Raw genomic sequence first — 25,068 nt, 5'->3', positions numbered from 1 at the left:
GCCGTCTGAATATCCAGACGGCCTTTTTGTGTTACGGGCTGATTAAGCACGTTTGCGGAATTCGCCGGTACGGGTATCGATTTCGACTTTGTCGCCGTTTTCGATGTAAGACATCACTTGGATTTCAGTGCCGCCGACCAGACGCGCGGTTTTCATCACTTTGCCGGAGGTATCGCCTTTAACGGCAGGCTCGGTGTATTCGACTTCGCGAACGATGATGGTAGGCAATTCTACGGAGATTGGGTTGCCTTCGTAGAAAGTGACTTCGCATACGTCTTCCATGCCGTCAACGATGAATTTCAACGCATCGCCGATGTTGTCGGCTTCGATTTCGTATTGGTTGAATTCTTCGTCCATGAAGACGTACATTGGGTCGGCAAAGTAGCTGTAAGTACAGTTTTTGCGGGACAGGATCACGACGTCGAATTTGTCGTCGGCTTTGTAAATGGTTTCAGTAGCGGCACCGGTCAGCAGGTTTTTCAGTTTCATGCTGACTTTGGCGGAAGAGCGGCCGCCTTTGATGTATTCGGTTTTTTGAACGACCATAGGATCGTTGCCGACCATGAATACGTTGCCGGCGCGCAGTTCTTGTGCTGTTTTCATTGTGGTTTTCCAATCAAATCGGTTGTAATAAAACGCGCTATTTTAGCGTATTTTTTTGTGCTTTGAAATAAAGGCGGCAAGTTTTTCGACGGCACTTTTTTGGGCAAAAAGTCCGTCCCGCCATTTTGCCGCGCTTTGGCGCCATTCGTTTTGATGTGCCGTCAAGGTTTGCCATGCCTGCAGGCGTTGGTTGTCGCTGAGTGCTTCGCCGTTGTTGAGTTCGTCGGAAAGGAGGCGGTGTGCCGTGGCGACAACATCCGGATAAACCTGATGCGCTTTGTCCCAAAACGCGTGCAGCTTGTCGAGATGGATATTTTCTTCTTGCGGGTAGATGTGCCAAAAGAAAGGTTTTCCAGCGAGCTGGGCGCGAATAAAGCTGTCTTCGCCGCGTATGACGGCGCCGTCGGCAAGGTTGAGCAGTTTGTCGAAATCTTGTTGGGCAACGAAAGGGATTTTGATTAGGGTAACGTGTCCGCTCTGATACACATCGCCGTCTTCAAGCAGGGCGTTTTGCGGCACTAGGCCGCTGTTTTTCAGGCTGGCGATGATTTGCGTACCTGCAAGCAGCAAGGTAATGGGTTGGTCAGACTGTTGCCACATGGTCAGCCATTTTGCCCAAATATCGCTTTGATAGCCGAAAAGCAGCCATTCGGGCGCGTTTTTTGCGGGAAGTTTGAGTTGTCGGCGTAAGGTTTCCGTATCAAAGCGGGCAGATTCGGCGTAATCGCGTTCGCGCAGCAGGCCGCCGCTTTTTTCGCTGAAACCCATAAACCAAAAATATTTCTGTATGCCGCCTGCTTGGAGTGAGGGCATTAAGTGCAGCCTCTCGTTGCTGTCTTCCGCGCTGAGGTATTCCCAGTTGAGCCAAAGCGGTCGGTGTCGGCGGATGATGGATTGAACGTTGTCGGGCAGTTCGCAGGCGAAGGTTTCGATGACGATGTCGGGAGTAGGGGCGGTATCAGTATCTTCGGCATGGTCGGCTTGCCACGCGTGAATGCCGATACTTTGATGGATATTGGGAATCGAGGCCAAATCAGGGCAAAGTGCTTGAAGGGACGGGAAATCGTCTGTCCATAAATGCACTTGCCAGCCGAGTTCGCGTTGCAAAATACGCGCCAGCCGCCATGAAACGCCGATGTCACCGAAGTTGTCGATGACGTTGCAGAAAATCCAGCAGGTATAAGGTAGGGGAGTGTTCATGGAAAAATATGCCCAAGGCCGTCTGAAAACATCAGAATGCGCCGAAATAGTGGAACAAATAAACAATCAGCAAAACAATCGGAATAAACATCCATATGCTTTGCCGTTTCAATTCAGGCTCTTGTTTGAGGTGGTGTTTGATGACGTCAAAGAGGACGAATTTAAATAGGAACGTGGCTTCGCAGGCAAGGATAATGCCGTTGATGAGGTGTTGCGTTTTGTCTTCGGGCGGGTTGAGGGCAAACCACAAAAGGGTGGCGAGCGGAATCAGGCAGACGGCGAGCCAGCGCAAAAGAATGGGTTTGGACATGGTGTGTGTGCAAGAAATAAAAGAAACATTATACCCTGTCGTCTTTCAGGTAAGTGCAAATCAGGCTATCATTCGGTTTATTTGAAGCGAACATTTATCCCTATGCAAACCCAAGCCATCATCCGCCATATCGTTCAATGGCTCAAAGATTACGCCGAGCAGGCGCGTGCCAAAGGTTTTGTCGTCGGCGTATCCGGCGGCATCGATTCTGCCGTGGTTTCCACCCTTGCCGCGCAAACCGGTTTGTCGGTTTTGTTGTTGGAAATGCCGATTCGTCAGAAATCCGACCAAGTTAACCGCGCGCAAGAACACATGGGCCGTCTGAAACAGCGTTATCCTAACGTAAAAGCGCAAAGCGTTGATTTGACTCCGGCGTTCGATACGTTTGCCGATACCGTTGACGTCAGCGAAACCGAATTTCCCAACAAACAGCTGGCACTGGCCAATGCACGCAGCCGCCTGCGCATGACGACGCTTTATTATTACGGTCAGCTGCATGGTTTGCTGGTGGCCGGGACGGGCAATAAAATTGAAGATTTCGGCGTCGGTTTCTTCACCAAATACGGCGACGGCGGCGTGGACATCAGCCCGATTGCCGATTTGACCAAGACTCAAGTGTACGCGTTGGCTGCCGAGCTGGACGTATCGGAAGACATTCAAAAAGCCGTACCGACAGACGGACTTTGGGATACCGAGCGTACCGATGAAGAGCAAATGGGTGCATCTTATCCCGAACTCGAATGGGCGATGAGCGTGTACGGCAGCCACAAGCCTGAAGATTTTGAAGGCAGACAGCGCGAAGTTTTAGCAATCTATACCCGGTTGCACAAAGCCATGCAGCACAAAGTCAATCCGATTCCGGTTTGCAAGATTCCGGAAGAATTGTTTTAAGTTTGAATATCAAAAGGCCGTCTGAAAACGCTGGATTAAGGTTTTCAGACGGCCTTTTATATTTTATTTCAATAAGAATTAGGAATATGCTTGAAAAACAGCATCATTAGATACCAAAACAGTGTAGCCGCGGCCGCCCCCAGCAATACCCACGCGCTGATTTTGGCGATTTCCCGAATGGTGCGCTTTTGTTGGCGGCTGAACAGACGGTTCACAATCAATGCCGCGATGGCGCAAAAGAAAAAGAATCGCAAAAGCCTGCCTATCATTCCATATCCTCCCAAAAATATTGCCTCTAATTAGGGCAGGCCGTCTGAAGCCTCATGCACAAAACAAAAACGAAACGTTATAATACCCCTTTTGCCGCATCACTTGGAAATTACAAATGACAACAAATGCCTCAGTGGGCATTGTAACGCCCCGGAAAATTCCGTTTGACACACCGCTTGCTCTGGAAAACGGCAAAACCTTACCTCGTTTCGACCTGATGATTGAAACCTACGGCACACTCAATGCCGACAAAAGCAATGCCGTCCTTATCTGTCACGCCTTATCAGGCAATCATCATGTTGCCGGCAAGCACAGTGCGGAGGATAAATACGCCGGTTGGTGGGACAATATGGTCGGCCCCGGCAAACCCATCGATACCGAACGCTTTTTTGTGGTCGGTTTGAACAACTTGGGCGGCTGCGACGGCAGCACCGGCCCTTTGTCCGAGAATCCTGAAACCGGCCGCGAATATGGTGCGGATTTCCCGGTTGTAACCGTCAAAGACTGGGTGAAGTCCCAAGCCATGCTTGCCGATTATCTCGGCATCCAAAAATGGGCGGCCGTTGTCGGCGGCAGCTTGGGCGGCATGCAGGCATTGCAATGGACGATTTCTTTGCCCGAACGCGTTGCCCACGCGCTCGTTATCGCTTCCGCACCTAAACTTTCCACCCAAAACATCGCGTTTAACGATGTTGCCCGTCAGGCCATTTTGACCGATCCCGATTTCCACGAAGGTAATTACCGCAGCCATCATACCGTTCCTTCACGCGGTTTGCGTATCGCGCGTATGATGGGGCACATTACCTATCTTGCCGAAGACGGTTTGGGTAAAAAATTCGGCCGCATTTTAAAATCAGACGGCTATCAGTACGGCTACGGCGTTGAATTTGAAGTGGAATCTTATCTGCGCTATCAAGGCGACAAGTTTGTCGGCCGTTTTGATGCCAACACTTATCTGCTGATGACCAAGGCGCTCGACTACTTCGACCCGGCCGCCGATTACGGCCACAACCTCACGCGCGCCGTGGAAAATGTGCAGGCCAAATTCTTCGTTGCCAGCTTCAGCACCGACTGGCGCTTCTCGCCGCAACGTTCGCATGAATTGGTCAAGGCATTAATCGCCGCGCAAAAATCCGTGCAGTACATCGAAGTTAAATCCAATCACGGCCATGATGCCTTCTTGATGGAAGACGAAGCCTATATCCGCGCGGTTACCGCTTACATGAACAACGTTTACAAGGACTGCCAACAATGAATCTGCGCGACGATTTGCAACTCATTTACGATTGGATACCCGAAGGCAGCCGCGTACTCGATTTAGGTTGCGGCGACGGCGAGCTGCTGGCCGCGCTGGTGGCGCATAAAAACTGCGCCGGTTACGGCATCGAAATCGATACCGACAGCGTGATTGCCGCCATGACCCGCGGTGTAAATGTTATTCAGGCCGACTTGGAAGAGGGTTTGGCGGCGTTTGGCGATCAAAGCTTTGATGTGATTGTCTTGAGCCAAACCATTCAAGCCATGCAGAACACGGAAAAAATCCTGCGCTGCCTGATGCGCGTGGCCAAACAGGCTATTGTCAGTTTCCCTAACTTCGGCTACTGGCGCAACCGCTTTCAAATCGCCATCGGCGGCCATATGCCGGTTTCCGAGCGGATGCCGTATCATTGGTACGATACGCCCAATATCCATTGGTGTACCCTCAAAGACTTTGATTTGCTGTGTGCCAAAAACAAAATCCGCGTACTTGAGCGTGCGGTCATGACGGGCAACCGGCAGGTCAAACATCTGCCGAACTTATTGGGCAGCCTGGCGTTTTACCGCGTGGGTTGATGCGGTGATTAATAAAGGCCGTCTGAACAGGTCATCACGAAAGCATGGCTTTTGCGGATACCTGTTCAGACGGCCTTTTATTGTTCCAGCCGGTTTAAGCCTGTTTCAATTTTTCCAACAAGGCCAAACTGCCGGCATCGACCAGACGGTAGGTTTCGTCAAAGTCGCCTGTGTACCACGGATCGGGAACGTGGTTGTAGCCTGAATCGGGGATAAGGTCGGTCAGTTTGAAGATTTTACCGGGGTGGAAGCCGAGCTGTTTTTCGGTTTCTCTGAGGTTGTTGTCGTCCATCACGATGATGTAGTCGAAATGTTCGGCATCGCTGGGTTTGATTTTGCTGCTGGTAAAGCCTGACGGGTCGATGCCGTGTTGTTTGAGCACGCGGCGCGTACCTTCGTGCATGTTTTCGCCGTCGTGCCAACCTGATGTGCCTGCGCTGGCTGTGATGACGGCATTGCCCATGCCTGCTTCGCGGGCGCGGTGGCGCAGGACGTATTCGGCCATGGGGGAGCGGCAGATGTTGCCGAGGCAGACGAAAAGGATTTTGTGGGTTTTCATGTTTGTGAAAATGAGCGGTAAGGTTTGAAATTCAATGCAACGCGCTGAACCGTTTTCAGACGGCCTTGCGTGTTGCATTTTCAATTTAGTTTACATTGCTGAAGAAAGGATTGTGGCCTTCCAGTTTCAACGCTTGGGCATAAGTAGGGATGTTTTCGTTTTCGCCCAGTGGGTTGTGCAGCAGGTAGAGGTGCTCGATGCGGCATTCGGCCATCAGGTCGAGGAAGTTTTGCAGCACGATGGCGATATTGTCGGTTGAGGCCAGCTCCCAAGTGAAGGTCTGCGGAACGATTTCAAACGCGCTGTCGGTCGCGTTGAAGCTGAACTGGAGCTTGCCGTCCGCCTTGGCTGCGGCAACAACGCCGACGCGCGGGCTTTGCATACGGATGGCGCGGATGGCGTTGGTGGCAAAAACGTCCATGGCCATGCGTTGGCGGGTATGGCTGCCTTCAGTCAGCGCGTCAAGCGGCGTATTGGGCGAGAGCGGGTTGGTAAAGAGGGTAACGCCGTCGAGGGCGAGATGCTCTTGCCAAACCTGCATCAGCGGCAGGCCTGCCTGTTGCAGGTTGAGGCCCAAGGCTGTCTGAATGCTTTTATCGCCGTAGCCCAGCGCGTAAACAACATGGACGGATTGACCTTCGGGCAGCGTCAATGGTTTGTATTCGAATTTTTGCAGGAATGCGCCTGCCGCTTCATCGTTTTGTTTGGCTTGGAACCATTCGCCCGGGGTAACGCTGCTCAAGTCGGTAGATTGGACGAGGTAAGGCAGCCATTGTGTGTTTTGCGTGAGGGCGCGCAGGTTGGGGTAGTTTTGCAGGCAGGCGAAGAGGGCTTCGGTAGGCAGCGTAAGCGGCAGGGTTTGTTCTTTTTTGCAACCGGCAACCAAAACGACAGGCAGGGCAAACCATTGGGCTTCGTTATCGTTTTCTGCCTTCAGGACTTCGCCCACGCTTTGAATCAGGCTGGTGTAAGTGCCGACATCGGGCGCCATGGTCATTGCCAATGAAAGGTTGATGTAATGGTTTTGGCTGAGCATGGTGCGGATTTCGGTTTGCAGTTGGCCGGCCGAAAGCTTGCGTGATGCGGAGGAGGAGTTGTGCGCCAGCTGATAGGCATTGAGCAGAAGGTGGTTTTTGATAGGGCTTTGCGGATAAGGGCGGGTATCGGGAAGAACAAAGGTTTTCATGGCGGTTTGAAGTGTTGTGTTGTAAGTGTGGCGATTATAGCAATTTAGTCAGTCGGTGTGCTTGTTAATACATGAAATTCAAATGACGGCAGGGTGTACGCTTCATTTTTATGCAGTTTCAGTGTCGGTATTTTGAGGCTGAAGAGGATGGTGCCCGATGTGTTATAATTCATGACCAAACATAATTCAGAAAGGAACAAAATCATGCGCTTGCTTCATACTATGCTGCGTGTCGGCAATCTCGAACGCTCTTTGGATTTTTATCAAAACGTATTGAACATGCAATTGCTGCGCCGCCGCGATTATCCTGAAGGCCGTTTTACTTTGGCTTTTGTCGGTTATGGCGATGAGGCGGACCATACTGTTTTGGAACTGACCCACAACTGGGATACCGAGTCTTACGACTTGGGCGATGCTTATGGCCACATCGCGATTGAAGTCGATGATGCTTACGCCGCGTGCGAACGTGTCAAAGAAATGGGCGGCAAAGTGGTACGCGAAGCCGGTCCGATGAAACACGGTACGACTGTGATTGCGTTTGTCGAAGATCCGGACGGCTACAAAATCGAATTTATTCAAAAGAAAAGCGGTAGCGATTCGGTGCAATATTCATCTTAAGGCATAAGATAATGGAAAAGGCCGTCTGAATATTCAGACGGCCTTTTGTTTGATCAGCCCAACTGTTTTTGCTTTTCGCTCAACAGGGCGTGTACTTGAAGTGCGGTAGCGTAGCGGTCTTCTCCCGCTTCAATCGGATCAAGGAAATGCAGCTCGACCGTGCTGGAAGGCTGGCTGATGACCATGCAGATAGATTGCCAGAGGCTGATGTCGCCGTAGTAGGCAGTGTGCGGATTGGGGCTGCTGCCGTCCGGATTCGGATAGCGGCAGAGTGCCGGAATAATCGGTACGCCTGCATCGTAGGCCGTCTGAAAAAAGCTGGGTTTGAACGGCAGGATTTCACGGCCTTCGGTACTGGTGCCTTCGGGGAAAATGGTGACGGTATCGCCGTTTTTCAGCGCTTCGGTCACGCCGGCGATTTTGGCGGAGTTGCCTTTGATGCCGCGGTTGCGCGAGACATAAACCGTTTGCGCTTGCGTGGCAAGATAACCGACCACAGGCCATTTGGCCACATCGTCTTTAGCCACGAAACGGCCGGGGAAAGCGCCGTTGACCGCCATAATGTCCAACCATGAAATATGGTTGCTGATAAGCATTTGGCCGCGGCCTTCTTGCGGCGGCGTGCCGAAAGTTTGCAGTTTCATGCCGCAGGAAGCGAGCACGCGCAGCGACCATAATTGGATCGCACGCAGTTTGCGTTTGCTGCTGTAAAAGGGAAACAGAAAAAACATTTCGGCCATGCCGTACAAAAGGCAGCCGGCAATGCAAAGGAGGCGGAAGATAAAACGGATTTTGGCGGTCATTGTGTGTGTTTTTATAAAAGATGAGGCAGGCCGTCTGAAGTTTCAGACGGCCTTTTATTATGACTCGGTTTTAGGGGCGAAACGCTGCAAGTAGCGGTCGGAAAGATGGCTGATGTCCATCATGATCAGCACATCCGCGCAGTTGAACGCTTCATCGACACAAGGTTCGCCGCAAAACCACGCGCCTGCTTTGAGATAGCCTTTGATCAGTGCGGGCACGGGCGGGTTTTCAGACGGCGTGATGTTGTCCCATTTGAGCGGGTTGAGCGGTTTGACGCGCCATTGTTCCGGAGCAAGGTATTTGCCTTTCAAGGCATGATACAGGCCGGCCGCATCGCTGCCGCCGTCGCGCATTTCGATACTGCCGCAACCAATCATAAAGCGCAGGTTTTCGTCTTTCATGAATTTGACCAAGCCGGTCCACAACAGCATGACCAAGCCGCCGTTGCGGTAGTCCGGGTGGGTGCAGGCGCGGCCGAGTTCGACGGTTTGCGGTAGGATGTCTTTCAAAGGCTCAAGGTCGAATTCATGCTCGCTGTACCAGCCGCCGACTTTTTTTGCGGTTTCTTCGGTAATTAGGCGGTAGCAGCCGATAACTTCGCCGGTTGCATCGTCAAACGCGAGCAGGTGGTGGCAATGCTCATCATAAGGATCGACATCGCGGCCGTCATTGCTTTCGATTTCCGCACCCAATTCTTGGGCAAAAACCTGATAGCGCAATCTTTGGGCGGCTTCGATTTCAGCTTGGGTTTCTGCAAGGCGTACGCTCAGGCCGATTTTTGGGCCCGTTTGATTGAAACGGCTGGGGGACATGATGTTTCCTGTTTAAAGAAAATGGCTGATTATAGCGGATATACGGACAGATTTATATTGGTTTGCTTTGCGGTAGGGCAAATTATGTCGGGTTGTTGGAAAAAGGCTTCAGGCCGTCTGAATTTGGCATGCCAAGCGGTAGAAGCGTAAAATCAACGTTTTTGCCGCTTTTTTTGTTATGGAAACCTCTTTTCTGCTTGCCGGAAAAATTACCGAGCTGACGCTGATTGTTTTGATGGGCGTGGCTTTGGTGAAGGCCGGGCTGTTGAAATCGGAAAACAGCTACACGCTCTCCGTCATTGCGCTTTATTTAATTAGCCCGTCCGTCATGATTCATGCTTTTCAGATGGACAATGCGCCGCAGATTATCGAAGGGCTGAAGCTTTCCGTTATGCTGGCGGTGTTTTTTCATATAGTGCTGATTGTTTTGGGCAGGGTGTTTAAACACTTGTTCAAACTCGATGCGCTCGAACACGCGGCGACGGTGTACAGCAATTCGGGCAACCTGATTATTCCTTTGGTAATGTCGGTCTTCGGGCCGGAATGGGTGATTTACACCACCGGTTTTATCTTGGTGCAGACGTTTTTGTTTTGGACGCATCTGCGCCTGTTGATTTGCGGTCGCGGCAATGTGGCTTGGAAAACCATTTTCACCAATATCAACATCTTATCCATGTTGGTCGGGCTGCTGATGTTTGCCTTTCAAATCAAGCTGCCGCACATTGTCGATAATACTTTGGCGACGGTGGGCAGTATGATTGGCCCGGTTGCCATGTTGGTGGCGGGTATGCTGCTGGCCTCTTTGCCGTTGCGTTCGATTGTGTGGACGTCGAGGCTTTATCTCGTTGCTTTTTTAAGGCTGATTTTGATTCCGGTATTATTGCTTTTCGCCGTTAAAGCCTGCGGTTTTGCCCATCATGATGCGCATGCGGATACGGTTGTGTTAATCAGCTTTTTGGCAACGACTTCGCCTGCCGCTTCGACAGTTACCCAAATGGCGGTTGTTTACGGCAAAAATGCCCAAAAAGCCAGTGCCATTTATGGGTTGACGACCTTGCTTTGTGTGGTAACCATGCCGGTAATGATTGCCTTATATCGTTGGATTATTTAAGAAAAGGGCAGGCCGTCTGAAACTTTGACTTTATGTTTCAGACGGCCTGTTTGGCATTTTAATTTTGAAAATAACTTTTATTATCAATTAATTAAGCAATTAAAAAACTATACAAAGCCGCAAGCAGCGTGTATCCTTATGCCTAACATTCATCCAATATCAATCTTTAAAGGAACACAGCCATGACCGACTTTACCGTTTGGGAAACCGCACCTTTCAATTCTACCATCGACCATATCCTGCAGCGTTACCACAATGTCCACCGTGCCCAGTTTGAAGAGTTGGTTCCGCTGGCGCAAAAAGTGGCGCAGGTTCATGCCGACACTTTTCCTGCCAAAGTACCTGATTTGTTGGCCTATATGCAAAACGAGCTGTTGATGCACATGATGAAAGAGGAGCGCATGTTGTTCCCGATGATTAATCAGGGTGTGGGTCGCGGCGCGGCCATGCCCATCAGCGTGATGATGCATGAACACGAAGACCACGATCAGGCCATCGCGCGTTTGGAAGAATTGACCAATAATTTTGAGCTTCCTGAAGGCGCTTGCGGCAGCTGGGCCCGTTTGTACGCATTGGCCAAAGAGATGGTGGACGATTTGAAAGACCACATCCATTTGGAAAATGAGATTTTGTTCCCCCGCGTTTTGGCTTCTTAAGAATTGATGTTAATCAAGGCCGTCTGAATGTTCAGACGGCCTGTTCTTTAATCCCTTGCTAAGTTAGTACAATAGTTCTAAAATTTTAATAAAGAAAGAAACAAAAATAAGCAGTAAAGGCACACATCCGTTTTTTTGTTTACTTGAGAAGGAGTTTATGAATGAAACATTCTAAAGTTTTACTATCGGGTATTCTGTTTGCTGCCGTGACTGCATGCGCCCAAGCGACGGACGGTAGCTGGAGCGCCCTGCAGGATACGAAAACAGGTGTGCAGTCGCGACCTTATTATGAATTTGGCAATGTGGTTCAGAAGATTTCTTTTAAGAAAACCGGCAATCCGGAAAATGGTCTGAAAAAGCCTGTCTTGACGGTGTATCGTCAGGGCAAGCTGTTGGGCGAAGCATATAATTTGGAAGCCTCTCATGGCAACCCCTTGTTGCCCACCCTGTTTTTGGTAAACGGCAAGTCATTAAATATCAATGACGGCAACGATAGAGAACTGTTGGCTTCTGCGAAGAGAATCGATTTTTACGATTTCGGACGCGGCCGGATCGGCCATGCTGTCTTTACCGCGCCTAACGGCATCTGTCAGGATATGAAACACGGCAAAGGCGTTTCCTACAAGCTGGTTACCAACTATGTCAATTTTCCGGATTATCCTTCGCTTGAAAATATCTTGATTATTACGGCGCAAGGCAAATATCTGCGGGACGAGTTCATATTGGATTCTACCGCGTCAAGGGTGACCAGTGCCAATAAAGAGTTTGCCAGAAAATATGGCGAAGCCCTGAAATCCAAGAATGGCCCTGAGACCAGGCATGTGAATATGGCCAATGCAGCCAGTGCGGAAAAAGGCAGACTGTTGGCTGATTATATTTGTCAGTAATCATATTAAAGGCCGTCTGAAATTCAGACGGCCTTTTTGAATCATGAATGCATCTCTTGCTCGAACGACAGCAGAATCTGTTTTACTTCATCCGCTTCTTTGATGGCGCGGATACGGTCGAACAATACCTGCGCCTGTTCAAACTCTTTTTTCATCATGCCCAGCCATTGTTTCAAACGGGCAACCGGATATTTGTTGTTGGCCTCTTTGGCAAGGCATAAGTCGAAGAACTGGACTATCCATGAGGAGACTTCGGCAAAGTCGGTGTCTTTCACTGTTTCGCCGTTTTCATATTGCTTGATTTGCCGCGCCAAGTCTGGACGGATAACCGCGCCGCGCCCGAGCATCACGCTGTCGCAGCCGCTGACGGTTTTAATGTCGAGATAGTCCTGAAGGCTGAACACATCGCCGTTGGCGGTAACGGGAATACTGACTGCATCGCGGATTTTGCGCACCCATTCCCAATGTGCCGGCGGCTCGTAGCCTTCGACCTTGGTGCGCGCGTGGACGGTTAACGCGCATGCGCCGCCATTTTCAATCGCGGAGGCGCATTCCAATGCCAGACTTTTGTCTTCATAACCGAGCCGCATCTTGGCAGTCAGCGGAATGTGTTGCGGCAGGCGTTGGCGCAGGGTGCGGACGATGTGGTAAATCAAGTCGGGCTCTTTGAGCAAGACCGCGCCGCCTTTGTGTTTGTTGACCGTCGGCGCGGGGCAGCCGAAGTTGAGGTCGATTTTGTCCGCGCCGAAACGCACGGCTTCCAAAGCATTGACGGCCATGTTTTCCGCATCGCTGCCCAAAAGCTGGACAGTACAGGGCGTGCCGGCCGGCGTGCGGTTGGCATGGGCGATTTCGGGAACATATTTAAGCCAAGTGGCGCGTGAGTGGACCGTGTGCGTAATGCGGACAAATTCGCTGACGCATTCGTCAAATCCGCCGATGCGTGTCAACAGATCGCGCATCACATCGTCCACCAGCCCCTGCATGGGGGCAAGAATAAGCTGCATGAGTCAGGCCGTCTGAAAAAAGGAGGACATATTGTAGCGGTATATCGGTTAAAATACAGCTTCCTTTTTCAGACGGCCTTTTTATGATGCACACAATTCCGGCAACCGCCGCCATGTTGGTAAAAAATTCAGAACGTTATCTTTCAGAAGTTTTGAGTGCGCTGAAAGACTTTGACGAAGTCCTGCTGTTGGACAACGGCTCGACCGACCGTACTTTTGAAATTGCCAAGGGCTTTCCCAATGTCAGCTATTACAAGCATGAGTTTATCGGGTTTGGCCCGATGAAAAATCTGGCGGCCAGGCTGGCGCAAAACGATTGGATTTTCAGCATAGACAGCGATGAAGTGGCGGATGAGGCTTTAATTGAAGCCATTCGTGCGGCCGTTTTGGAAAATGAGAAGGAACATATTTTTTCGCTTTCCCGTCTGAACCATTACCACGGCCGCTTGATCAAAGGCTGCGGCTGGTATCCGGATATTATTCCGCGCCTTTACCATCGCAGATTTACCCGTTTTTCCGACCGTCAGGTGCATGAGTCTTTGGTGTTGCCACAGGAAGCCAAGGTTAAACAACTTGATGGCCGTCTGAAACATTATTCTTTTGAAAACGCCGAAGGGCTGATTCAAAAAATGCAGCAGTACAGCTCGCTGTATGCGGAAGAAAACCGCTTTAAGAAAGACAGTTCGCCGTTTAAGGCTTTGCTGCATGGCGGCGTATCGTTTGTGAAAAATTACCTGCTCAAACGCGGTTTTGCCTATGGGGCGGACGGGCTGACGATTTCGGTGTCCAACGCGCAAGGTTCGTATTACAAATATGTCAAACTCTACGAGCGCAACCGCACGATAACTGTCTCCCTCATCATCACTACCTACAATCGTCCCGATGCTCTGGAGCTGGTGTTGAAATCGGCTTTATCGCAAACCCGTCTGCCGGATGAGATTATTGTCGCGGATGACGGCTCAAGGCAGGAAACCGCCGAAGTGGTTGATTTTATCCGCCGCAGGGCAAGTATTCCGGTCAAGCATTCATGGCAGCCGGATAGAGGCTTTCGTGCCGCCGAATCGCGCAACCGTGCGCTGGCGCAGGCGAAAGGCGATTATATTGTGTTGATTGACGGCGATATGGTTTTGGATCCGTCTTTTATCGCCGATCATTTGAAGATTGCCCGCAAAGGCCGTCTGATACAGGGTTCCCGCGTGATTTTGACTGAGGATAAAACGCAGGATATTTTGGATGAAGGCGATTTGCCTGCCTTGTCTATGTTTAGCTCGGGAATAGAAAAACGGCTTTCCGCCCTGCGCTGCCGTTGTTTGGCCAAATTGGCAGGCCGCAAAGGCAACCGCAAACACAAAGGCATCAAAACCTGCAATATGGGCTTTTTCCGCAGCGATGCGCTGGCCGTCAACGGGTTTGACAATAGCTTTGTCGGTTGGGGCAGGGAAGACAGCGAATTTGTCGCCCGTTGCTATCATAATGGGATGAAACGCCATAATTTGAAATTTGCCGGTATTGCGTACCACCTCTGGCACAATGAGGCGGAACGCGATTCCTTGCCGCAAAACGATGCTTTGTTGGAGGCAACCTTGTCAGAACGCAAAATCCGCTGTGTTCATGGCGTATCAGATTTTATAAAAGATGAAGAAGTAGCCGGAAAATAGCCTTATCATTTCATCTGAATCATAGAGGCCGTCTGAAAATCTTCAGACGGCTTTTTTTGTGCTTTTGATGAGTCTATTAGTTAAATGAGAATATTATTTATTTGATGTGGATCAGTATGTATAATTAGGTAAAGTATGGTTAGGGAAGAGGGTTTACTCTATAATCCAACCGTTTGTAATTTTATTTCGGCGAAGGCCGGATTTTGGGAGTTGTGATGTCAACTATGTTTTTTATCCAGTTTGCCGTTGTGCTGCTGTGTATCCTGATTGGTGCGCAGGTTGGCGGTATTGGTTTGGGCGTGCTCGGCGGTATCGGCTTGGCCGTATTGTCTTTTGGTTTCCATCTTCAGCCGACCAGCCCGCCGATTGATGTTATGCTGATGATTATGGCGGTAGTGTCTGCCGCAGCGGCCATGCAGGCCAGCGGCGGTTTGGACTATATGATTAAAATTGCCACGCGCGTGTTGCACCGCAATCCGAAATACATCACTTTTATCGCGCCGGCGGTAACGTACACCTTCACCGTGTTGGCAGGTACGGGCCATGTGGCTTACTCGGTCTTACCCGTGATTGCCGAGGTCAGCCGCCGCAATGGCATCCGTCCTTCCCGTCCTTTGACAATGGCGGTTATCGCTTCCCAATTTGCGATTGTCGCCAGCCCGATTGCCGCTGCCGTTGTTGCCTGCGTCTCCATGCTTGAGCCGCAACACATCACGATGGCGGATGTGTTGAAAGTTACCGTTCCATCCACGATTTTGGGTATTGGTTTGGCTTGCGTGTTCGTAAACAAACTGGGCAAAGAATTGAAAGACGATCCGCATTATCAGGCTTTGTTGAAAGACCCGAACTATGTGAAAGAATACATCGATGTGGAGGAGCAAAAAACCGATGTCACCATTTCGCCGAAAGCCAAATTGTCGGTCGGTATTTTCTTGACTGCGGCATTGCTGGTGGTTGTGATGGGTGCGCTGCCTGAGTTGCGTCCGGCTTTTGAACACGATGGCGCGATCAAGCCTATGGGCATGGCGCATACGATTGAAATTGTGATGTTGTCTGCTTCTGCGCTGATTATTTTGGCGTGTAAGCCCAATGGCGATGCGATTACCCGAGGCTCGGTATTCCACGCCGGTATGCGTGCCGTGATTGCAGTGTTTGGCGTGGCTTGGTTGGGCGATACCTTGATGAACGGCCACTTGGCAGAAGTGGAATCGACCGTCAGCCATTTGGTCGAATCTGCACCGTGGACCTTTGCCTTCGCCCTGTTTGTCTTGTCGGTCTTGGTCAACAGCCAAGGCGCGACGGTGGCGACACTGTTTCCAATCGCCATCAAACTGGGTATTCCTGCGCCCATCATCATCGGCACATTTGTTGCGGTAAACGGTTATTTCTTCATTCCAAACTACGGTCCGATTATCGCTTCCATCGACTTTGACGTAACCGGCTCAACCAGAATCGGCAAATACATCTTCAACCACAGCTTCATGATTCCGGGCTTGTTGAGCATGGCATTTAGTCTGGCTTTCGGTTTGTTGTTGGTTCAACTGTATTATTGATGGACTGAACAATGAAGGCCGTCTGAAATTAAATTTCAGACGGCCTTTTTGATATTGATATTCGAGAACTTAATTGCAGTATTTATTGACGTCGTTTTGGTATTGTTTAATCAGGCTGTCGCGATTGGCCAAGCGTGCGCTTTCAGCGACTTGGCGGTTGATTTTGGCGATTTTGCAGTTTTCCAGCTTGTTTTGGCGGTTTTGCTCTTCGATTTTTTTATTGCGTTCTTCAATTTGTTTGTTTTGTTCCGCAACCTGTTCGTTGGGTTGCTCGGCAACCGGCTCAGATGCCGCCGCAGCAGGCGCAACGGCAGGTTTGACGTTGTGCGTGCGGATGTTGACCACGCCGGAACGCTTCGGTTGCAGGCGGTTTGGCGTATCGGAATAGCTGTTGCCCGATGCGCCTTTCCAAGTGTACACCTCGGCCGCACCGGTCAGGGCGGCGGAAGAGAGAAGGGCTGCTATCAGACAGGTTTTGAGTACGGAAGATTTCATGGGTTTCCCTTATGTAAATGATGTTCTCATGCGGCTTATTTTACTTGAAACTGCAATGCGTTGGCATATTTTTGTACGCTAGATCAAATCATGTAAAAAAATAACGTTAAAACATGTATTGCCAATGTTAGCATCAAGCCGGTGTGATATAATGCCGTGCATCTTGCACAAACTGAAAGACCGAGCATCATGCGTATTGTAGAAAAAGCCTATACTTTCGACGACGTTTTGTTGGTTCCAGCGCACTCAAACGTGCTGCCTCGAGATGTCAAACTTCAAACCAAACTCACCCGCGATATCACGCTCAACCTCCCTCTACTTTCTGCTGCAATGGATACCGTTACCGAAGCGCGTCTGGCCATCTCTATGGCTCAAGAAGGCGGCATCGGCATTATCCATAAAAACATGACGCCGGAGTTGCAAGCGCGTGCCGTTTCCAAAGTGAAGCGCCATGAGAGCGGCGTGGTGAAAGATCCCGTTACCGTTGCGCCGACCGCATTGATCCGCGACGTATTGGAAATGCGCGCACAACGCAAACGTAAAATGTCCGGTCTGCCTGTTGTTGAAAACGGCAAAGTGGTCGGTATCGTGACCAACCGCGACCTGCGTTTTGAAAACCGTGTCGATCTGCCTGTTTCTGCCATCATGACCCCCCGCAACCGTTTGGTTACCGTTCCTGAAGGTACCAGCATTGATGAAGCACGCGAGATCATGCATGCGCACAAAGTGGAACGCGTTTTGGTATTGAACGACCAAGACGAACTCAAAGGTCTGATTACCGTTAAAGATATTCTCAAAACAACCGAATTCCCTAATGCCAGCAAAGATGCCGAAGGCCGTCTGCGCGTCGGTGCTGCGGTAGGTACCGGCGGCGATACCGAAGAGCGCGTCAAAGCATTGGTAGAAGCCGGTGTGGACGTGATTGTAGTCGATACTGCCCACGGTCATAGCCAAGGCGTTATCGATCGCGTGCGCTGGGTCAAAGAAACCTATCCGCACATTCAAGTCATCGGCGGCAATATCGCGACTGCCCAAGCCGCTTTGGATTTGGTGGCCGCCGGTGCGGATGCCGTTAAAGTCGGTATCGGCCCGGGCTCGATTTGTACGACCCGTATCGTGGCAGGCGTGGGCGTGCCTCAGCTGACTGCGATTCACAATGTTTCCGAAGCCCTGAAAGGTACAGGCGTTCCCCTGATTGCCGACGGCGGTATCCGCTTCTCCGGCGATATTGCCAAAGCTCTGGCAGCAGGTGCATACAGCGTCATGCTCGGCGGTATGTTTGCCGGTACGGAAGAAGCACCGGGCGAAATCGAACTCTACCAAGGCCGCTCTTACAAGTCTTACCGCGGCATGGGTTCGTTGGGTGCAATGAGCCAAGGCTCCGCCGACCGCTACTTCCAAGACAAAACCGACAGCACAGACAAATATGTTCCTGAAGGCATTGAAGGTCGCGTGCCTTACAAAGGCCCGATTGTGAACATCATCCACCAATTGACCGGCGGTCTGCGCTCCAGCATGGGTTACTTGGGTTGCGCCAATATTGCTGAAATGCACGAGAAAGCAGAATTTGTGGAAATCACTTCTGCCGGTATGAGCGAATCCCACGTTCACGACGTACAAATCACTAAAGAAGCGCCTAACTACCATCGTTAAACCACTATAAAAAGGTCGTCTGAAAATATTTCAGACGGCCTTTCTGTTTTTATAAAGTTTTAAAAATGAAGAGAATATTGCTTGCCGCCGTTCGGTCTGTTGTCTCAGGTTGGGTATTTGTAGAATTTACCAGATAAATTGGGAAGACAAACGCTTCATGCGCTCAAACCAGAGTACATCTGTTGAAATGACATGTATCAAATAGTTAGTTTTGTTCCGGGCGATTAAACCAAGTTTCAGACGGCCTTTTAAAAATCGTATTACAATAAGCCAAAATTAAAAACACATTCCATTATGTCCAAAAAAATCCTGATTATTACCCCAAGCTGGATTGGCGACTGCGTCATGACCCAACCGCTTTATCGCCGTTTGCATGAGCTGCATCCCGGCTGCACCATTGATGCTTTTGCGCCCAAATGGTCGATGGCCGTATTTGAGCGTATGCCTGAAATCAACCGTGTGATGGAAAACCCGTTTGGACATGGTGCGTTGGAATTGAAAAAACGCTGGCGTATCGGGTGTGAATTGGGAAAAGAAGGCTATGATCAAGTGATTGTTTTGCCCGGTTCGCTCAAATCCGCCATTATTGCCTTGGCTACGGGCATCAAGCAGCGTACGGGCTACGTCGGCGAGTCGCGCTATTTTTTGCTGAACGATATCCGCAAGTTGGATAAGGCCGCGTTGCCTCTGATGGTCGACCGCTATACTGCGCTGGCGCATCCGACCCAAGCGGATTTTAACGGGCATTCCGATAATCCTTGTTTCACGATTGATCCCGAAAGCCGTCAAGCCGCTTTGGTAAAACATGGTTTGACGACGGATAAACCGATTTTGGCATTTTGTCCCGGTGCGGAATATGGCCCGGCCAAGCGTTGGCCTGCGCGTCATTTTGCCGAACTCGGCCGCCGCTATTTGGCTAAGGGTTGGCAGGTTTGGCTGTTTGGTTCGCAAAAAGATTTCGATATTGCAGATGAAATCAACCGGCTTTCAGACGGCCTGTGTACCAATCTTTGCGGCAAAACCAATCTTTCGGAGGCGATTGATTTGTTGTCTTGCGCCGATACGGTCGTGTGCAACGACAGCGGTCTGATGCACCTTGCGGCCGCGCTTGATCGGAAATTGGTTGCGGTTTACGGTTCATCAAGCCCTGACCATACGCCGCCTCTCAGCCAAAAGGCGAAAATCGTCAGCTTGAATTTGGATTGCTCGCCTTGTTTCAAGCGCGAATGTCCGTTGGGGCACACGGATTGTTTGAACAAGCTGACGCCGGATATAGTGCAAAAAGCGGCGGAAGAGCTGGCTCGTTCGGTGTAATCCCAATAAAGGTTAGATGGAAAGCAGCAAAGGGCAGATTTGAGTCTGCCTTTTGATTTTTTGTTTCTTTTATTTTTTGACGAAAGGCCGTCTGAAAATCATATTTCAGACGGCCTTTTTGGGTTTCAATACATCCGATTATTTTTGATGCAGATTGTAAACGTATTCGACTTCTTCGCGGCTGCCCATGAATACGGCAACACGTTGGTGCAGGCCGGTAGGTTGGATGTCGAGCATGGCTTCGATGGAGTTGTTTGATGCGCCGCCGGCCTGTTCCATAATCAGGCTCATCGGGTTGGCTTCGTACATCAGGCGAAGTTTGCCCGGTTTGGATGGGTCGCGTTTGTCTTGCGGATACATGAATACGCCGCCGCGCATCAGGATGCGGTGGATTTCAGCAACCATGCTGGCTACCCAGCGCATATTGTAGTTTTTGCCGCGTACGCCGGTTTCGCCTGCCAGCAATTCGTCAATGTATTGTTGAACAGGGGCGAACCAATGTCTTTGGTTGGACATATTGATGGCGAATTCTTTAGTGGATTCGGGAACGCGCGGATTTTCTTTGGTCAGCAGGAATTGGTTGGCATCGTCCAGAGTGAAGACGAATACGCCGTAACCGACAGTCAGTACCAGTTGGGTTTGCGGACCGTATAAAACATAACCTGCGGCCACTTGGTCGCGGCCTTTTTGCAGGAAGGATTCGGTAGTCAATGCGCCTTCAGGTTTGGCCAAGACGGAGAAAATAGTGCCGACGGAGATGTTGACGTCGATATTGGAAGAGCCGTCCAGCGGGTCAAACAATACCAAATAGCCGCCGTTTTCGTGTGTGGCGACATAGGTGTCTTCTTCTTCGCTGGCAAGGCCTGCGATGTTGGCATTGGCTTTTAAAACATCAATCATGATGTTGTTGGCGATGACATCGAGTTTCTTTTGGTCTTCGCCTTGGATGTTGCCGGTACCGGCCATGCCCAAAACGCCGGAAAGCGCGCCGAGGCGGACTTTTGCGTTGATGTCCAAACAGGCAGCGGCTACGGATTCCAGTACGCCGGCCAGCTCTTGCGGCAGTTTGTGTTCGGGCAGATGTTGGGCTAAGAATTGGTTCAATGTCTTCATGTTTCACTCTTTTCCTAAGTTTGAATCGAATATTTTTCAATTTCAGGCCGTCTGAAAACGGCGTGTTCATTTGGTTTTGCTCTCGGCCATGCCTAAAACTTCTTTAGTGCAGGCGATGCTGACGTCCTTGATGCGTTTTTTCAGCTCGTCGCTCATGGTATTGCTGCCGCCTAAAAGCGAGGTCGCTTCTTCGGGGCTGATTTTATCAACTGTTTTTTCGCCGATACAGCGGCAGATTTTTTCAGTGGTCGCGGAATCAAACGGGCTTTTTCCTGCGGCTTTTTCTACGCAGGCTTCGGTTGCCGAGCGGACAAATTCGGTGCGGAAACTTTGGGTAAATTCTTCTTTAAATTCGTTTTTTACAGATTCGCTGCATGCGCAAAGCAGGAGCGTGCAGGCTAGGGGTGTGCGTATATTCATGAGTGGACGGCCGTTAATTGTTATGTTGTGAATTGTAGTGGAAAAAGGCTTAAGTATAAAGGGTTAAGGCCGTCTGAACAGGTATGAAGAAAAAATCGAAGCGCTTGGGTCTATGTTCAGATGGCAGCGTTTATTTCGTTTTACTTTCCAATACATAATGCGCACCGGCATCTTGCGCCAAAATTTTGGAAAGTCCGGGCAGATTGTTTTGCAACTGTTCGGCAAGCATATAGGGCGGATTGATGACGAATATGCCGCTGCCGTGCATACCGAAGCCGTCGCTGCGCGGCGTATGGACATGAAGCTCGGCGTGCAGATGATTGTCGGGAGCGATTTTTTTGAGTTCGTCAGGCAGTTTGCGGCTTTCTTCGCGGCTCAGGCAAGGATACCAAACCATGTAGCAGCCGGTTTCAAAGCGTTTCAAAGCATCTTTCAAAACTTGGACGACACGGCGGTAGTCTTGTTTTTCTTCGTAGGGCGGATCAATCAAGACGGCGGCTCGGCGGGGCGGGGGAGGCAAGAGTGAAATCAAACCTTGATAACCGTCCGCTTGGCTGACTTGTACTTTGCGCGGCGGATGGACTTCGCGCATATTGTTTTGCAAATGGACAAAATCGGCAGGGTGCAACTCAAAGAGGCGCATTTTGTCGCTGTCGCGCGTGAGCGCCTGTGCCAGCCAAGGCGAGCCGCAGTAAAGGTTGTCTTGCGGCAGGATTTGTTTCAGACGGCCGACAAATTCGGCCAATTCGGCAGGCAGCTTGTCAGCTTGTTCCAAGAGCGCAATGCCCTGTTTGTATTCACCGACTTTTTGCGCTTCATCGCCGCTCAAATCATACAAACCGGCACCACTGTGCGTATCGGTATACCAATAAGGCTTGTCTTTGCGGTTGAAATATTCGAGGACGAGGAAGAGGGTAAAGTGCTTGAGCATATCGGCATGGTTGCCGGCATGGAAGGCGTGGCGGTAGCTGAGCATGATCGGGCGGCGGAAATAAAAATCCGATTATACCCCAAACCATCACCATCACCGCTTTCAGACGGCCTTTGTGCCTGGAAAATGCTACAATATCCGCCTTATCGTACCATCGGAAAGAAGACATCATGTTTACAGGCATCGTACAAGGCATGGGCAAAATTACGGACATCGTCCAACCTTCGCCCGACTTTCGTACCCACACAGTCGAGCTGCCCCCTGAAATCGCCGACAATCTGCAAACCGGCGCCTCTGTCGCCAACAACGGCTGCTGCCTGACCATTACCCGAATCGACGGCAACAAAGTCAGCTTTGATTTGATGGACGAAACCTTACGCAAAACCAATCTCGGCAGCTTGAAAGTCGGCGACAGTGTCAATTTGGAACGCGCGGCGCGGTTTGGCGATGAAATCGGCGGCCATGTGATGAGCGGCCATGTGATGGCGGTTACCCGAATTTCCCGTATCGAATCCAGCGAGTTCAACCGTACAGTTTGGTTTGAGCTGCCGGAAAACCTCAAACCCTACATCCTGACCAAAGGCTTTGTCGGTTTGGACGGTTGCAGCCTGACCATAGGCGAAGTCAGCGACAGCGAATTTTGCGTACACCTGATTCCTGAGACTTTGGAGCGTACCCTGTTTGGCAGCCGCAAAGAAGGCGACCTCATCAATATTGAAATCGATCCGCAAACCCAAGCCGTTGTCGATACCGTTATGCGGGTATTGGCGCAAAAGGCCGTCTGAAAAAAGAAAGCCGAAATGAAATTATCTAATTTTTTGAAAAAAGCGAATTCCGTTTTAAACCGTCTGGATTTAATCCTGCCTGACGAAGCCGGTAAAACCGACTGGCGCGCTTTGGCCTACCGTTGGCACAGCGTGGGCAAAAAAGGTATTTTGGAAAGTCTGCCGCGTCCGCATACGTTTCCTTTGAGCCGATTGGCGGCAGTCGGTTCGCAAACCGACAGGCTGAAACGCAATACCGAGCAATTTTTGGCAGGCCGTCCGGCAAATAATGTCTTGATGACCGGCGCACGCGGTACGGGCAAATCTTCCTTGGTTAAAGCGTTGTTGCACGAATACGCCGAGCGCGGCCTGCGACTGATTGAAGTGGATAAAAGCGATTTGATCAGCTTGCCGGCTTTGTTGACGCTGTTGTCCGAACGCCCCGAGAAATTTATCGTTTTCTGCGATGATTTGTCGTTTGAAACCGGCGATGAAACCTATAAAGCCTTGAAAACTGCTTTAGACGGCGGATTGTCGCAACGTTGCACCAATGTTTTGGTTTATGCAACTTCCAACCGCCGTCATTTAATTCCCGAATACATGGATGAAAACGGCGGTACTACGGGCACTCGCGGCGAAATCCATCAGAAAGAGGCCGTCGAGGAGAAAATTTCCCTTTCCGACCGCTTCGGCTTATGGCTGAGTTTTTATCCTTTCGACCAAAACGATTATTTGACCGCCGTAGCCAACTGGTTGGACGATTTCAATGTGCCTTTTGACGATACCGCGCGCAAAGCCGCGTTGCAATGGGCGCAAATGCGCGGCAGCCGTTCAGGCCGCTCGGCATGGCAGTTTGCCTGCGACTGGGCAGGACGCTTGCCGGAAGAAAGAGTGTTGGATTAAGGCTGAAAAAAGCAAAGGCCGTCTGAATATGGTTTCAGACGGCCTTTTGTATTTTTATTTATCCATCAGCGCAAACATGAAGACAACCACTGCTGGCGTTGGCGCGGATTGAGCAGATGATAGAGGCGGTATTGGATTTCCATTTCATCCACTGCATAGTCCATGCTGGAGAGGTAGCGGCTTTCAACATAGTCGCGGGCGGCGTTTGAATCGAATGAGTCGCCGGAGAGGATTTTGATGATGGTTTGACGGCGGTTGCGGTCGGAGCGTACGGTTTTGCGGTAGGCTTTATCGTTGATTTGTTTGAAGTCGGTACGCAGGCGGCGCAGGGCGGCGTGTTGGTCGGCGGATAGATTAAGCTGTCGGATATCGCAATTGGGGTGGAAGTCGTCCAAAGTGGCCAGAAACGGACCGGCATGGGCAGGCAGGCTGGAACAGAGTAGGACGAGTGCTAAGAAAGTAAAAGTCGGATAGCGGGAAAGTGCGACAGACACGGTGTTTTCCTAATGTTTCATCAGGTTTGGAAATATAACCGATTAGCGTGTGAAAGGCAGTATCAAAGCAGTTAACTTTTGTTAATGATGTTAGATTTTTCTGCACATGTATGTATTCAAATAATTTATTTTCAAAGCCTTACAATTTGATTTTAAGTTTCATTAATGTATGTGAAATGTAAATTCATAAAAATGACGGTAGAGATGTTGTCGGCAGCATACAACATAGGGGCAAAAATGCGATAATGACAAAGGAACACACTTTAGGAGAACAAACATGACCGACTACCGTATCGCCCCCAGTATTTTGTCTGCCGATTTTGCCCGCTTGGGCGAAGAGGTTGCCGAAGTTATCCGCGCCGGTGCGGATTTGATTCATTTTGACGTGATGGACAATCATTATGTGCCGAATCTGACTTTCGGCCCTATGGTTTGCGCGGCTTTGAAACCGTATGCAACCGTGCCGGTCGATGTGCATTTGATGGTTGAGCCGGTGGACGATTTGATTCATGCGTTTGCCAAAGCCGGTGCCAATATCATTACTTTTCATCCGGAAGCCAGCCGCCATGTCGATCGCAGCTTGGGTTTGATTAAAGAATACGGCTGTCAGGCAGGCTTGGTATTGAATCCTGCTACGCCGGTCAATATTCTGGAAAACGTTTTGGATAAACTGGATATGGTGTTGCTGATGTCGGTCAACCCGGGTTTTGGCGGACAAAGCTTTATCCCGAATACGCTGGTGAAAATCCGCAAAGTGCGCGAGATGTTGGACGAGTACGAATGGCAAAGCGGCCGCCATATCGCATTGGAAGTCGATGGCGGTGTGAAGACAGACAATATTGCAGAAATTGCAGCGGCAGGTGCGGATACGTTTGTGGCCGGTTCGGCGATTTTTGGCAAACCGGATTACAAAGCCGTTATCGATGAAATGCGCCAACAGTTGGCGCAAATCGGGTAACTAAGCCGGGATATTCTTAGTTTTGAAACTTTGGAATAACAATATTGAATATTAAAGGCCGTCTG

At 50.3% G+C, this 25,068-nt stretch carries 28 protein-coding genes; 14 read left to right on the top strand and 14 right to left on the bottom strand.

The window, feature by feature from the left end:
- Positions 1 to 42: 42 nt before the first annotated feature.
- The 3 genes from efp to HMPREF2711_RS01955 are packed head-to-tail and all read right to left on the bottom strand — an operon-like array spanning position 43 to position 2,113.
- The gene (gene efp / locus HMPREF2711_RS01965) at positions 43 to 603 is read right to left on the bottom strand and encodes an elongation factor P (protein WP_003747153.1); all 561 of its coding nucleotides are present in this window, start codon (positions 601 to 603) and stop codon (positions 43 to 45) included.
- A 42-nt stretch (positions 604 to 645) separates the two neighbouring features.
- On the bottom strand, positions 646 to 1,803 hold the full coding sequence (earP, locus tag HMPREF2711_RS01960) for an elongation factor P maturation arginine rhamnosyltransferase EarP (RefSeq protein ID WP_003747151.1): 1,158 nt from the start codon (positions 1,801 to 1,803) through the stop codon (positions 646 to 648).
- A gap of 31 nt (positions 1,804 to 1,834) precedes the next feature.
- The gene (locus tag HMPREF2711_RS01955) at positions 1,835 to 2,113 is read right to left on the bottom strand and encodes a hypothetical protein (protein WP_003747149.1); all 279 of its coding nucleotides are present in this window, start codon (positions 2,111 to 2,113) and stop codon (positions 1,835 to 1,837) included.
- 102 nt (positions 2,114 to 2,215) lie between these two features.
- Between HMPREF2711_RS01955 and nadE the strand changes: the two genes are divergently transcribed.
- On the top strand, positions 2,216 to 3,004 hold the full coding sequence (nadE, locus tag HMPREF2711_RS01950) for an NAD(+) synthase (protein WP_003747146.1): 789 nt from the start codon (positions 2,216 to 2,218) through the stop codon (positions 3,002 to 3,004).
- A 68-nt stretch (positions 3,005 to 3,072) separates the two neighbouring features.
- On the opposite strand, the gene HMPREF2711_RS01945 is transcribed toward nadE, so the two are convergent.
- Positions 3,073 to 3,273, bottom strand: coding sequence for a protein MIGRI (locus tag HMPREF2711_RS01945; protein WP_003747144.1), 201 nt, complete (start codon positions 3,271 to 3,273; stop codon positions 3,073 to 3,075).
- A gap of 116 nt (positions 3,274 to 3,389) precedes the next feature.
- On the opposite strand from HMPREF2711_RS01945, the gene HMPREF2711_RS01940 reads away from it, so the two are divergent.
- Entirely contained in the window at positions 3,390 to 4,529 is a 1,140-nt protein-coding gene (locus tag HMPREF2711_RS01940) for a homoserine O-succinyltransferase MetX (RefSeq protein WP_003747142.1), read from the top strand.
- On the top strand, positions 4,526 to 5,107 hold the full coding sequence (gene metW / locus HMPREF2711_RS01935; RefSeq protein ID WP_003747140.1) for a methionine biosynthesis protein MetW: 582 nt from the start codon (positions 4,526 to 4,528) through the stop codon (positions 5,105 to 5,107). The genes HMPREF2711_RS01940 and metW overlap by 4 nt, the downstream gene beginning before the upstream one ends.
- 94 nt (positions 5,108 to 5,201) lie before the next feature.
- Here metW and HMPREF2711_RS01930 read toward each other — a convergent pair whose 3' ends face one another.
- Positions 5,202 to 5,666: a low molecular weight protein-tyrosine-phosphatase gene (locus tag HMPREF2711_RS01930; RefSeq protein ID WP_036493856.1), complete on the bottom strand. Its 465-nt coding sequence runs from the start codon at positions 5,664 to 5,666 to the stop codon at positions 5,202 to 5,204.
- A gap of 85 nt (positions 5,667 to 5,751) precedes the next feature.
- The gene (locus tag HMPREF2711_RS01925; RefSeq protein WP_003747136.1) at positions 5,752 to 6,852 is read right to left on the bottom strand and encodes a hypothetical protein; all 1,101 of its coding nucleotides are present in this window, start codon (positions 6,850 to 6,852) and stop codon (positions 5,752 to 5,754) included.
- Between the two features lie 204 nt (positions 6,853 to 7,056).
- Between HMPREF2711_RS01925 and gloA the strand changes: the two genes are divergently transcribed.
- The gene (gene gloA, locus HMPREF2711_RS01920; protein ID WP_003685011.1) at positions 7,057 to 7,470 is read left to right on the top strand and encodes a lactoylglutathione lyase; all 414 of its coding nucleotides are present in this window, start codon (positions 7,057 to 7,059) and stop codon (positions 7,468 to 7,470) included.
- A 53-nt stretch (positions 7,471 to 7,523) separates the two neighbouring features.
- On the opposite strand, the gene HMPREF2711_RS01915 is transcribed toward gloA, so the two are convergent.
- Positions 7,524 to 8,273 carry a lysophospholipid acyltransferase family protein gene (locus tag HMPREF2711_RS01915; RefSeq protein WP_003747133.1) on the bottom strand — a complete coding sequence of 250 codons (750 nt, stop codon included), beginning with the start codon at positions 8,271 to 8,273 and terminating at the stop codon, positions 7,524 to 7,526.
- A gap of 57 nt (positions 8,274 to 8,330) precedes the next feature.
- The gene (locus HMPREF2711_RS01910; RefSeq protein WP_003747130.1) at positions 8,331 to 9,086 is read right to left on the bottom strand and encodes a GNAT family N-acetyltransferase; all 756 of its coding nucleotides are present in this window, start codon (positions 9,084 to 9,086) and stop codon (positions 8,331 to 8,333) included.
- A 178-nt stretch (positions 9,087 to 9,264) separates the two neighbouring features.
- Here HMPREF2711_RS01910 and HMPREF2711_RS01905 point away from each other — a divergent pair, with 178 nt between their 5' ends.
- The 3 genes from HMPREF2711_RS01905 to HMPREF2711_RS01895 all read left to right on the top strand — a co-directional run bounded on the left by HMPREF2711_RS01905 (position 9,265) and on the right by HMPREF2711_RS01895 (position 11,740).
- Entirely contained in the window at positions 9,265 to 10,197 is a 933-nt protein-coding gene (locus HMPREF2711_RS01905; protein ID WP_003747128.1) for an AEC family transporter, read from the top strand.
- Between the two features lie 182 nt (positions 10,198 to 10,379).
- A complete protein-coding gene (dnrN, locus tag HMPREF2711_RS01900) occupies positions 10,380 to 10,853 on the top strand; it encodes an iron-sulfur cluster repair protein DnrN (protein WP_003747126.1) in 474 nt (157 codons plus the stop codon).
- Positions 10,854 to 11,014: 161 nt separating this feature from the next.
- A complete protein-coding gene (locus HMPREF2711_RS01895; protein WP_003747125.1) occupies positions 11,015 to 11,740 on the top strand; it encodes a DUF8095 domain-containing protein in 726 nt (241 codons plus the stop codon).
- Positions 11,741 to 11,781: 41 nt separating this feature from the next.
- Here HMPREF2711_RS01895 and HMPREF2711_RS01890 read toward each other — a convergent pair whose 3' ends face one another.
- Entirely contained in the window at positions 11,782 to 12,747 is a 966-nt protein-coding gene (locus HMPREF2711_RS01890) for a tRNA dihydrouridine synthase (RefSeq protein ID WP_003747122.1), read from the bottom strand.
- Positions 12,748 to 12,830: 83 nt separating this feature from the next.
- Here HMPREF2711_RS01890 and HMPREF2711_RS01885 point away from each other — a divergent pair, with 83 nt between their 5' ends.
- Both HMPREF2711_RS01885 and HMPREF2711_RS01880 read left to right on the top strand, forming a co-directional pair.
- A complete protein-coding gene (locus HMPREF2711_RS01885) occupies positions 12,831 to 14,405 on the top strand; it encodes a glycosyltransferase family 2 protein (RefSeq protein ID WP_003747120.1) in 1,575 nt (524 codons plus the stop codon).
- A 224-nt stretch (positions 14,406 to 14,629) separates the two neighbouring features.
- The gene (locus HMPREF2711_RS01880; RefSeq protein WP_003747117.1) at positions 14,630 to 15,958 is read left to right on the top strand and encodes an anaerobic C4-dicarboxylate transporter family protein; all 1,329 of its coding nucleotides are present in this window, start codon (positions 14,630 to 14,632) and stop codon (positions 15,956 to 15,958) included.
- A 69-nt stretch (positions 15,959 to 16,027) separates the two neighbouring features.
- Here the strand turns inward: HMPREF2711_RS01880 and HMPREF2711_RS01875 are convergent, their stop codons facing one another.
- Positions 16,028 to 16,453, bottom strand: coding sequence for a DUF4124 domain-containing protein (locus HMPREF2711_RS01875; protein WP_003747116.1), 426 nt, complete (start codon positions 16,451 to 16,453; stop codon positions 16,028 to 16,030).
- A gap of 189 nt (positions 16,454 to 16,642) precedes the next feature.
- Here HMPREF2711_RS01875 and guaB point away from each other — a divergent pair, with 189 nt between their 5' ends.
- Positions 16,643 to 18,106 carry an IMP dehydrogenase gene (guaB, locus tag HMPREF2711_RS01870; RefSeq protein WP_003747113.1) on the top strand — a complete coding sequence of 488 codons (1,464 nt, stop codon included), beginning with the start codon at positions 16,643 to 16,645 and terminating at the stop codon, positions 18,104 to 18,106.
- 294 nt (positions 18,107 to 18,400) lie between these two features.
- Entirely contained in the window at positions 18,401 to 19,420 is a 1,020-nt protein-coding gene (waaF, locus tag HMPREF2711_RS01865; protein WP_003747112.1) for a lipopolysaccharide heptosyltransferase II, read from the top strand.
- A 138-nt stretch (positions 19,421 to 19,558) separates the two neighbouring features.
- On the opposite strand, the gene HMPREF2711_RS01860 is transcribed toward waaF, so the two are convergent.
- From HMPREF2711_RS01860 to rlmJ, 3 genes are all read right to left on the bottom strand, one after another.
- Positions 19,559 to 20,533 carry a class 1 fructose-bisphosphatase gene (locus HMPREF2711_RS01860; protein ID WP_003747109.1) on the bottom strand — a complete coding sequence of 325 codons (975 nt, stop codon included), beginning with the start codon at positions 20,531 to 20,533 and terminating at the stop codon, positions 19,559 to 19,561.
- A 66-nt stretch (positions 20,534 to 20,599) separates the two neighbouring features.
- Positions 20,600 to 20,953 (bottom strand): CSN8/SAC3 domain-containing protein, encoded by a 354-nt coding sequence (locus tag HMPREF2711_RS01855; RefSeq protein ID WP_003747107.1) that lies wholly within the window; start codon positions 20,951 to 20,953, stop codon positions 20,600 to 20,602.
- A 130-nt stretch (positions 20,954 to 21,083) separates the two neighbouring features.
- Positions 21,084 to 21,929, bottom strand: coding sequence for a 23S rRNA (adenine(2030)-N(6))-methyltransferase RlmJ (gene rlmJ / locus HMPREF2711_RS01850; RefSeq protein ID WP_003747105.1), 846 nt, complete (start codon positions 21,927 to 21,929; stop codon positions 21,084 to 21,086).
- A 125-nt stretch (positions 21,930 to 22,054) separates the two neighbouring features.
- On the opposite strand from rlmJ, the gene HMPREF2711_RS01845 reads away from it, so the two are divergent.
- Complete coding sequence (locus HMPREF2711_RS01845) at positions 22,055 to 22,669, top strand: riboflavin synthase (RefSeq protein WP_003747104.1); 615 nt, start codon at positions 22,055 to 22,057, stop codon at positions 22,667 to 22,669.
- A gap of 15 nt (positions 22,670 to 22,684) precedes the next feature.
- Positions 22,685 to 23,551: an ATP-binding protein gene (locus HMPREF2711_RS01840; protein ID WP_003747102.1), complete on the top strand. Its 867-nt coding sequence runs from the start codon at positions 22,685 to 22,687 to the stop codon at positions 23,549 to 23,551.
- A gap of 65 nt (positions 23,552 to 23,616) precedes the next feature.
- Here HMPREF2711_RS01840 and HMPREF2711_RS01835 read toward each other — a convergent pair whose 3' ends face one another.
- On the bottom strand, positions 23,617 to 24,045 hold the full coding sequence (locus HMPREF2711_RS01835; RefSeq protein ID WP_003747101.1) for a Spy/CpxP family protein refolding chaperone: 429 nt from the start codon (positions 24,043 to 24,045) through the stop codon (positions 23,617 to 23,619).
- Between the two features lie 277 nt (positions 24,046 to 24,322).
- On the opposite strand from HMPREF2711_RS01835, the gene rpe reads away from it, so the two are divergent.
- Positions 24,323 to 25,003 carry a ribulose-phosphate 3-epimerase gene (gene rpe / locus HMPREF2711_RS01830; RefSeq protein WP_003747099.1) on the top strand — a complete coding sequence of 227 codons (681 nt, stop codon included), beginning with the start codon at positions 24,323 to 24,325 and terminating at the stop codon, positions 25,001 to 25,003.
- Positions 25,004 to 25,068 lie beyond the last annotated feature (65 nt).

Source organism: Neisseria sp. HMSC070A01 (genome assembly GCF_001810165.1).
Lineage (GTDB): Bacteria > Pseudomonadota > Gammaproteobacteria > Burkholderiales > Neisseriaceae > Neisseria.
This window is presented reverse-complemented; position numbering and strand designations above follow the sequence as displayed.

What these genes read in the sequence shown, in the direction of transcription:
- efp (WP_003747153.1), bottom strand. Translation starts at nt 603, where the DNA reads ATGAAAACAGCACAAGAACTGCGCGCCGGCAACGTATTCATGGTCGGC.
- earP (WP_003747151.1), bottom strand. Translation starts at nt 1,803, where the DNA reads ATGAACACTCCCCTACCTTATACCTGCTGGATTTTCTGCAACGTCATC.
- HMPREF2711_RS01955 (WP_003747149.1), bottom strand. Translation starts at nt 2,113, where the DNA reads ATGTCCAAACCCATTCTTTTGCGCTGGCTCGCCGTCTGCCTGATTCCG.
- nadE (WP_003747146.1), top strand. Translation starts at nt 2,216, where the DNA reads ATGCAAACCCAAGCCATCATCCGCCATATCGTTCAATGGCTCAAAGAT.
- HMPREF2711_RS01945 (WP_003747144.1), bottom strand. Translation starts at nt 3,273, where the DNA reads ATGATAGGCAGGCTTTTGCGATTCTTTTTCTTTTGCGCCATCGCGGCA.
- HMPREF2711_RS01940 (WP_003747142.1), top strand. Translation starts at nt 3,390, where the DNA reads ATGACAACAAATGCCTCAGTGGGCATTGTAACGCCCCGGAAAATTCCG.
- metW (WP_003747140.1), top strand. Translation starts at nt 4,526, where the DNA reads ATGAATCTGCGCGACGATTTGCAACTCATTTACGATTGGATACCCGAA.
- HMPREF2711_RS01930 (WP_036493856.1), bottom strand. Translation starts at nt 5,666, where the DNA reads ATGAAAACCCACAAAATCCTTTTCGTCTGCCTCGGCAACATCTGCCGC.
- HMPREF2711_RS01925 (WP_003747136.1), bottom strand. Translation starts at nt 6,852, where the DNA reads ATGAAAACCTTTGTTCTTCCCGATACCCGCCCTTATCCGCAAAGCCCT.
- gloA (WP_003685011.1), top strand. Translation starts at nt 7,057, where the DNA reads ATGCGCTTGCTTCATACTATGCTGCGTGTCGGCAATCTCGAACGCTCT.
- HMPREF2711_RS01915 (WP_003747133.1), bottom strand. Translation starts at nt 8,273, where the DNA reads ATGACCGCCAAAATCCGTTTTATCTTCCGCCTCCTTTGCATTGCCGGC.
- HMPREF2711_RS01910 (WP_003747130.1), bottom strand. Translation starts at nt 9,086, where the DNA reads ATGTCCCCCAGCCGTTTCAATCAAACGGGCCCAAAAATCGGCCTGAGC.
- HMPREF2711_RS01905 (WP_003747128.1), top strand. Translation starts at nt 9,265, where the DNA reads ATGGAAACCTCTTTTCTGCTTGCCGGAAAAATTACCGAGCTGACGCTG.
- dnrN (WP_003747126.1), top strand. Translation starts at nt 10,380, where the DNA reads ATGACCGACTTTACCGTTTGGGAAACCGCACCTTTCAATTCTACCATC.
- HMPREF2711_RS01895 (WP_003747125.1), top strand. Translation starts at nt 11,015, where the DNA reads ATGAAACATTCTAAAGTTTTACTATCGGGTATTCTGTTTGCTGCCGTG.
- HMPREF2711_RS01890 (WP_003747122.1), bottom strand. Translation starts at nt 12,747, where the DNA reads ATGCAGCTTATTCTTGCCCCCATGCAGGGGCTGGTGGACGATGTGATG.
- HMPREF2711_RS01885 (WP_003747120.1), top strand. Translation starts at nt 12,831, where the DNA reads ATGATGCACACAATTCCGGCAACCGCCGCCATGTTGGTAAAAAATTCA.
- HMPREF2711_RS01880 (WP_003747117.1), top strand. Translation starts at nt 14,630, where the DNA reads ATGTTTTTTATCCAGTTTGCCGTTGTGCTGCTGTGTATCCTGATTGGT.
- HMPREF2711_RS01875 (WP_003747116.1), bottom strand. Translation starts at nt 16,453, where the DNA reads ATGAAATCTTCCGTACTCAAAACCTGTCTGATAGCAGCCCTTCTCTCT.
- guaB (WP_003747113.1), top strand. Translation starts at nt 16,643, where the DNA reads ATGCGTATTGTAGAAAAAGCCTATACTTTCGACGACGTTTTGTTGGTT.
- waaF (WP_003747112.1), top strand. Translation starts at nt 18,401, where the DNA reads ATGTCCAAAAAAATCCTGATTATTACCCCAAGCTGGATTGGCGACTGC.
- HMPREF2711_RS01860 (WP_003747109.1), bottom strand. Translation starts at nt 20,533, where the DNA reads ATGAAGACATTGAACCAATTCTTAGCCCAACATCTGCCCGAACACAAA.
- HMPREF2711_RS01855 (WP_003747107.1), bottom strand. Translation starts at nt 20,953, where the DNA reads ATGAATATACGCACACCCCTAGCCTGCACGCTCCTGCTTTGCGCATGC.
- rlmJ (WP_003747105.1), bottom strand. Translation starts at nt 21,929, where the DNA reads ATGCTCAGCTACCGCCACGCCTTCCATGCCGGCAACCATGCCGATATG.
- HMPREF2711_RS01845 (WP_003747104.1), top strand. Translation starts at nt 22,055, where the DNA reads ATGTTTACAGGCATCGTACAAGGCATGGGCAAAATTACGGACATCGTC.
- HMPREF2711_RS01840 (WP_003747102.1), top strand. Translation starts at nt 22,685, where the DNA reads ATGAAATTATCTAATTTTTTGAAAAAAGCGAATTCCGTTTTAAACCGT.
- rpe (WP_003747099.1), top strand. Translation starts at nt 24,323, where the DNA reads ATGACCGACTACCGTATCGCCCCCAGTATTTTGTCTGCCGATTTTGCC.